At 57.2% G+C, this 4491-nt stretch carries 4 protein-coding genes; 1 reads left to right on the top strand and 3 read right to left on the bottom strand.

The window, feature by feature from the left end; translation table 11 throughout:
• Nucleotides 1–94: 94 nt before the first annotated feature.
• Nucleotides 95–1141, top strand: coding sequence for a DNA-binding protein (locus tag AKL28_RS23060; protein ID WP_050470632.1), 1047 nt, complete (start codon nt 95–97; stop codon nt 1139–1141).
• A gap of 21 nt (nt 1142–1162) precedes the next feature.
• Here the strand turns inward: AKL28_RS23060 and AKL28_RS23055 are convergent, their stop codons facing one another.
• The 3 genes from AKL28_RS23055 to AKL28_RS23045 form a co-directional block, all read right to left on the bottom strand.
• On the bottom strand, nt 1163–3505 hold the full coding sequence (locus AKL28_RS23055; RefSeq protein WP_082221643.1) for a heavy metal translocating P-type ATPase: 2343 nt from the start codon (nt 3503–3505) through the stop codon (nt 1163–1165).
• 116 nt (nt 3506–3621) lie between these two features.
• Complete coding sequence (locus AKL28_RS23050; protein WP_050470630.1) at nt 3622–4038, bottom strand: DUF411 domain-containing protein; 417 nt, start codon at nt 4036–4038, stop codon at nt 3622–3624.
• A gap of 71 nt (nt 4039–4109) precedes the next feature.
• A partial coding sequence (locus tag AKL28_RS23045) for a CopD family protein (protein ID WP_197091083.1) occupies nt 4110–4491 on the bottom strand: 382 nt, incomplete at its 5' end.

The raw sequence follows: 4491 nt of genomic DNA, 5'->3' as shown, positions 1-4491 counted from the left end.
AGTCTGTAATTGATGCCACTTTAACCTACAAGTCCCTTCTAATTTAATATGTAAATACGTATTATGTAATACATTATCAAAAACAGGGATCACTATGGCGCGCACAGGCTTATACAAATCCGAGGTAAAGAAGGCACGTGACACCTTGCTGGCCATGGGGCGACGCCCCTCTGTGGATGCTGTTCGCATCGAGTTGGGCAATACCGGATCCAAGACCACGATTCACAAGTATCTCAAGGAATTGGAGGAAGAAGACGGAGGAGCGGCGGTGCCGTCGCGTACCCTCAGCGAGGCCTTGCAGGACCTCGTGGAACGGCTTGCAGCGCAGCTCCAGGCCGAAGCGGACGCGCAGGTGCTCTCGGCAAGATCCGCGGCCGATTCGACCACTAGCCGCCTACAGACCGAAATGGAGGCCTTGCGTATGACGGCGGCCGACTTGTCAGCCCGATTGGCAAAGACTGACGGTGCCAGACTGCATGAGGCCCAAGCTCACGAGCAAACTCGTACTCAGTTGCAGGAGCAGACGGCCGCAAGTCACGCGCTTGAGTTGCAAGTACGCGCCCTTAACGAGCGCCTTGCGGAAAATGAGCAGCACCGCAATTCTTTGGAAGAAAAGCATCAACATGCCCGGGAGGCCCTTGAGCACTACCGAACGGCAACCAAGGAACAGAGAGAACAGGATCTGCGACGCCATGAGCAGCAGATTCAGACCTTGCAGGCCGAGTTGCGCCAGCTCAGGCAGGAGGCTATCGTCAAACAAGAGGAAGTGACTCGCGTTAACCAAGAAGGCGTGCGACTAGTCGCGGAGTTGTCGCATTCACAGCAGGCTCTCTACGAACAACGCAGTGTGGCAGCGCGACTCCAGCAAAAGCTGGACACGTTACAGGAGCTGGCCAATCGAAATCAGATGCTTGAGTCCCAGTTGGTTGACAGGAGCGCTGTCAACGAGCAGCTGCAGGCCAGCTTAGCCCGTGCGGAACAAGAAAATGCGACCGCAGCCCAGATGCTGCAGAAAGTAGAGATCGAACGTGCAGCACTACAGGCAAAGCTGGAGGCCCATGAAAGCATCAGTGCCGAATTGCGCGCTCATCTGCGGGACACCGAGCCCTCGCCTCGAAAAAATAGGCAATCCGAGTCTTAACAAGTCTTCTCCAGCTAACGTTTAGCCTCGCGTTCTGCGCAGGCGCAGCGCATTCGCGATCACCGATACCGAGCTCAGGCTCATTGCCAGCGCCGCCAACATGGGTGAGAGCAGTTGTCCGGTAAGCGGGTAAAGCACGCCAGCGGCCAAGGGGATGCCCAGGGCGTTGTAGAGAAAAGCAAAGCCCAAGTTTTGACGCATGTTTCGCACGGTTTCCACCGACAATCCTCTCGCACGCGCGATGGCTCGCAGGTCGCCCTTCACCAAGGTGACATGTGCGCTATTGATCGCTACGTCGGTGCCGGTTCCCATGGCGATCCCAACATTTGCCTTGGCAAGCGCCGGAGCGTCGTTGATTCCATCGCCCGCCATCCCGACGATCTTGCCTTCTGCTTGGAAACGTTCCACGAGTGCAAGCTTGTCTTGAGGCTTAACCTCACCGTAGATTTCGGAGATGCCGAGCTTGCCGGCAACAGCTCTCGCCGTGGACGTGCCATCACCCGTGGCCATGACCACCATGAGCCCGGCTTCCCTTAAACTGGCCAGCGCCTCCCTTGTTGTTTCCTTCACGGGATCAGAGACCGCCAGCAGCCCTAAAAGCACGCCGTTCCTTGCCAAATACATCACGCTGGCACCTTCAACACGCAAAGCTTCTGCTGCCGACAGCAGAGAGTCAGAGGAGACGCCTTCCGAGTCCATCAGCTTGGTATTGCCCAACGCTAGCCGCTCGCCGTTGACTACCCCTCGAACGCCTATCCCACTGGAAGATTCAAAGCTGCTGGGCGTCGATAAGGGAAGCTGGCGCCGACGTGCCTCGGCAACGATAGCGTGCGCTAGTGGGTGCTCACTTCCTTGATCGAGGCTTGCAGCCAGCTGCAACACCTCAGCCTCCTGGATATCCGGTGCGGCGATTATTCGATCGAAAGCAGGTTTTCCTTCCGTCAGGGTGCCAGTCTTGTCGACGATGAGCGTATCGAGCTTTTTCATGCTTTCGATGGCCGCTGCGTCTCGGAACAGGATGCCCTGGGTTGCGGCCCGGCCAGTGGCGGCCATGATGGACATGGGGGTGGCCAGTCCTAGAGCACACGGACAAGCGATAATCAGGACCGCTACAGCATTGACAAAGCCATAGACCCAGCTGGGTTGTGGCCCCAAGAATCCCCAGCCTAGCAGCGTCAGAACAGCAATGCCCACCACGATCACGACAAAGTAGCCGGCGACGACGTCCGCCAACCGTTGCATGGGGGCGCGCGAGCGCTGAGCTTGGGCAACCATCTGAACGATCTGCGAGAGCATGGTCTGCGACCCGACCTTCTCGGAGCGGATGATCAGGCTTCCGCTGGCATTGATCGTTGCTCCGATAACCTTGTCACCTGGCCGCTTGGTAACGGGTACCGGCTCGCCAGTCAACATCGACTCGTCAATGGCACTCTCGCCCTCAACGACCACCCCGTCAGTAGCGACTTTTTCGCCTGGCCGGACCCGTAGCAGGTCGCCAATATGAACGTTGCTCAAGGGAATATCTTCTTCCGTACCATCTGCAGCGATCCGTCTAGCTGTTTTAGGTGCCAAGCCGAGCAGTGATTTAATGGCGGCAGAGGTCTGCGAGCGCGCCCGCAGTTCCAGGATCTGTCCCAGCAGGGTCAGTGAGATGATGACGGCTGCGGCTTCGAAGTAGACACCAATCCGCCCGTGCTCTATGAAGGCCTTGGGGAATAGTTCGGGGAAGACGGTTGCGACAACACTATAGCCGTAGGCGGCTACCACACCGGTGCTGATCAGGGTCCACATATTGGGACTGCGGCGAACGATCGAGTCGACACCGCGGGTCAAGAACGGCCAGCCAGCATACAGGACCACGGGCGTACCGAGCGCGAGCTCGATCCAGCTTTGACCGGTCAGGCCATGTGGAAATATGCGGCCGCCAGCCATGGCCAGCAACGTGACAAGCACCGTCAAGGGTAACGTGAGCCAGAATCGCCTTTGGAAGTCCCTCAGTTCAGGGTTCTCCTCTTCTTGCTCCGACGGTAGCAGCGGCTCCAGGCTCATCCCACAGATGGGGCAATTTCCCGGAGAGGCCTGCCTGACTTGCGGGTGCATGGGGCAGGTATAGATAGTTCCATCAGGCGGCTGAGTGCTTGCCTCTGGCTTTGTTGACTCTCCGACAAATGCGGCCGGATTGGCACGGAATTGCCCCATGCATTTGTCACTGCAGAAGTAAAATTTTATTCCACCGTATTCAATCCTCCTGTATGGGTCGGGAGCCACCTTCATGTGGCAAACCGGATCAGTCTGGCTTTTTCCCGGCGGCGAGCCCGCTTCAACGCCTGGAGTTGTTGCGGTGTGATGATGGTGTTCATCCATAGTAATGCTCTCCCGGGTCAGACATACCTTTGAGGTCCAGTGATGCAAGTCAAGGCTATATGAAAACACTGGCCAGCCTGCTCCAGACGAAACGGATCCCAGAGTACGGTTAACGATTAATTTCGTGAGAATTCATTGCCGGCAAGGTCGACCGTGACCAACTTCCCATCCATCTTTCCCATCCCGGGTGAGTTGAGGGGCATACCTGGTACCGCGACACCTTTTGTCGATCGGGATGCGATGAGTTTGGCCACCGCTGGGGCCGGAACATGGCCTTCGATCACCTGGCCCGTTGCTTCAACAACGGCGGTATGGCAGGACTGAAGTGATTCAGGTACGCCCAGGCGCTTTTTGATCGCCGGCATCTCTTTGCGGTCAATGACATTGAGCTTGTAGCCGGCCTGGTTCATGTGTTCTACCCAAGCCGTGCAGCAGCCGCAATCCGGGTCTTTATACACCGTGATAGCCTCCCCAGCCGCGTGCGCAGCAACAGAGGTCAGAGCGAGCAGGCTCGCTAGGACGAACTTTTTCATCTTTTTCCTTTTACGATATGGGGCCTCAATCTTCCCCCATCATGCAACTCTGTCTCGCCCTAGGGGTGAACTTATTCAGTCATCGGCCCCAAGGTGCCGAGCCAGGCGACCAGCGCCAGAATCAGGAAAGCGCAGCAGGTTTCGACGAAAAGGCTTCTGCGTAGAGCCGCAATCGCCGTGGCGTGTTCTCCCGAAACATGGACTCGTTCCAGCAACGGACTCAAGCGGTAGCGATTTGCGGCAGCCAGAGCCAGCATCATGCCGAACAGGACGAGCTTGGCGATCAATAGTTGCCCGTAGGGAGAAGAGAGAAGCCCTGTAACGGTGGGGCCGACAATCAGCCAGTAGTTGAGCGCACCTGTGATCACTAAAGATCCAACGATCAGTGTACCCATCAGTGCAAAGCCATTGAGCGTTCGGCTGAGCAGGGAAACATCTGCCGGGTCGTTGCCA

The sequence above is a fragment of the Herbaspirillum chlorophenolicum genome (assembly GCF_001189955.1).
GTDB classification, from domain to species: domain Bacteria; phylum Pseudomonadota; class Gammaproteobacteria; order Burkholderiales; family Burkholderiaceae_D; genus Herbaspirillum; species Herbaspirillum chlorophenolicum.
This window is presented reverse-complemented; position numbering and strand designations above follow the sequence as displayed.